Below are 2500 nucleotides of genomic sequence, written 5' to 3' on the forward strand. Positions count from 1 at the left end.
ATATATTGCCTTTAGCAGACCTGGCAGTGACCTACTCTCCCGCGTCTTAAGACGAAGTACCATTGGCGCTGGGGCGTTTCACGGCCGTGTTCGGAATGGGAACGGGTGCAGCCACCCCGCCATAACCACCAGGTCGGCTAAGGGCAATATATTGAGAAGCTGGTAGAGGAGGGCAAGCCTCCTCGTTTGTCTTAATTTTGTGAACACGTCTTTTCTTCTTTTGGGCAACGGAGCGAAGCTCCGCAAGGCCAGAGGCCGTCGCGCCTGATGGCGCGGCCCGTCCGGAGCACTTCGTGCGTCAGGACTGAAGAGATGGCTCATCGAATTTCATTCGATGAGCATGAACAATGAGAACGATCAAGCCAATCGAGCTATTAGTACCGGTAAGCTTCACACATTGCTGCGCTTCCACACCCGGCCTATCAACGTGGTCGTCTTCCACGGCTCTCAAGGGAATACTCGTTTTCAGGTTGGTTTCCCGCTTAGATGCCTTCAGCGGTTATCCATTCCATATATAGCTACCCTGCTATGCCCTTGGCAGGACAACAGGTCCACCAGAGATATGTCCATCCCGGTCCTCTCGTACTAGGGACAGATCCTGTCAATATTCCTACACCCACGGCAGATAGGGACCGAACTGTCTCACGACGTTCTGAACCCAGCTCACGTACCGCTTTAATTGGCGAACAGCCAAACCCTTGGGACCTGCTCCAGCCCCAGGATGCGATGAGCCGACATCGAGGTGCCAAACAACCCCGTCGATATGGACTCTTGGGGGTCATCAGCCTGTTATCCCCGGCGTACCTTTTATCCGTTGAGCGATGGCCCTTCCACGCGGGACCACCGGATCACTATGACCGACTTTCGTCTCTGCTCGACTTGTCAGTCTCGCAGTCAGGCGGGCTTATGCCATTGCACTCGACGACCGATTTCCGACCGGTCTGAGCCCACCATCGCGCGCCTCCGTTACTCTTTCGGAGGCGACCGCCCCAGTCAAACTACCCACCATACACTGTCCCGGACCCGGATGACGGGCCGCGGTTAGACATCCATGACGATAAGGGTGGTATTTCAAGGATGGCTCCACGAGAACTGGCGTCCCCGCTTCAAAGCCTACCACCTATCCTACACATGCCGACACGAATGCCAGTGTAAAGCTATAGTAAAGGTGCACGGGGTCTTTCCGTCTAACCGCAGGAACCCCGCATCTTCACGGGGAATTCAATTTCACTGAGTCTCTGCTGGAGACAGCGGGGAAGTCGTTACGCCATTCGTGCAGGTCGGAACTTACCCGACAAGGAATTTCGCTACCTTAGGACCGTTATAGTTACGGCCGCCGTTTACTGGGGCTTCGATTCAAAGCTTGCACCTCTCCTCTTAACCTTCCAGCACCGGGCAGGCGTCAGACCCTATACGTCGTCTTGCGACTTCGCAGAGCCCTGTGTTTTTGATAAACAGTCGCTACCCCCTGGTCTGTGCCACCCCACACCACTTGCGTAGCATGGGGTCACGCTTCTTCCGAAGTTACGCGTGCAATTTGCCGAGTTCCTTCAGCAGAGTTCTCTCAAGCGCCTTGGTATGCTCTACCTGACCACCTGTGTCGGTTTCGGGTACGGTCTATACGGTGGGGCTATTTCCTGGAACCGCTTCCTCGCCCAGACAATCCAATAAGTCTGAACAAGTTACGCAATCCGTCACCACCACCAGGCCCACGAATATTAACGTGGTTCCCATCGACTACGCGTGTCCGCCTCGTCTTAGGGGCCGGCTAACCCTGCTCAGATTAACTTTAAGCAGGAACCCTTGGTCTTTCGGCGAGGGGGTCTCTCACCCCCTTTATCGTTACTCATGTCAACATTCGCACTTCCGATACCTCCAGGAGCCCTCACGGGTCTCCCTTCACAGGCTTACGGAACGCTCCGCTACCACACGTCTTGCGACGTATCCTCAGCTTCGGTGCATGGCTTTAGCCCCGTTACATTTTCGGCGCAAAGACCCTTGATTAGACCAGTGAGCTGTTACGCTTTCTTTAAATGATGGCTGCTTCTAAGCCAACATCCTGGTTGTTTTGGGATCCTCACATCCTTTCCCACTTAGCCATGACTTGGGGACCTTAGCTGGAGGTCAGGGTTGTTGCCCTTTTCACGACGGACGTTAGCACCCGCCGTGTGTCTGCCGACTAGTACTCCTCGGTATTCGGAGTTTGGTTAGGATCAGTAAGACGGTGAGTCCCCATAGCCCATCCAGTGCTCTACCCCCGAGGGTATTCGGTCGACGCTCTACCTAAATAGATTTCGCGGAGAACCAGCTATCTCCGAGTTTGATTGGCCTTTCACCCCTAGCCACAAGTCATCCCAATCTATTGCAACAGATGCGGGTTCGGTCCTCCAGTTGGTGTTACCCAACCTTCAACCTGCTCATGGCTAGATCACTCGGTTTCGGGTCTAATGCAACTAACTCAATCGCCCTATTCAGACTCGCTTTCGCTGCGCCTACACCT

At 54.5% G+C, this 2500-nt stretch carries 2 rRNA genes (1 of these 2 cut by a window edge); both read right to left on the minus strand.

From position 1 onward, the window contains the following. Positions 1–18: 18 nt before the first annotated feature. Positions 19–133, minus strand: a 5S ribosomal RNA gene (gene rrf, locus AC1Q6Z_RS35180). Between the two features lie 220 nt (positions 134–353). Next, a 23S ribosomal RNA gene (locus AC1Q6Z_RS35185) occupies positions 354–2500 on the minus strand; it runs 651 nt beyond the window's last position.

Source organism: Shinella sp. GW835-FHT14H05 (genome assembly GCF_058793575.1).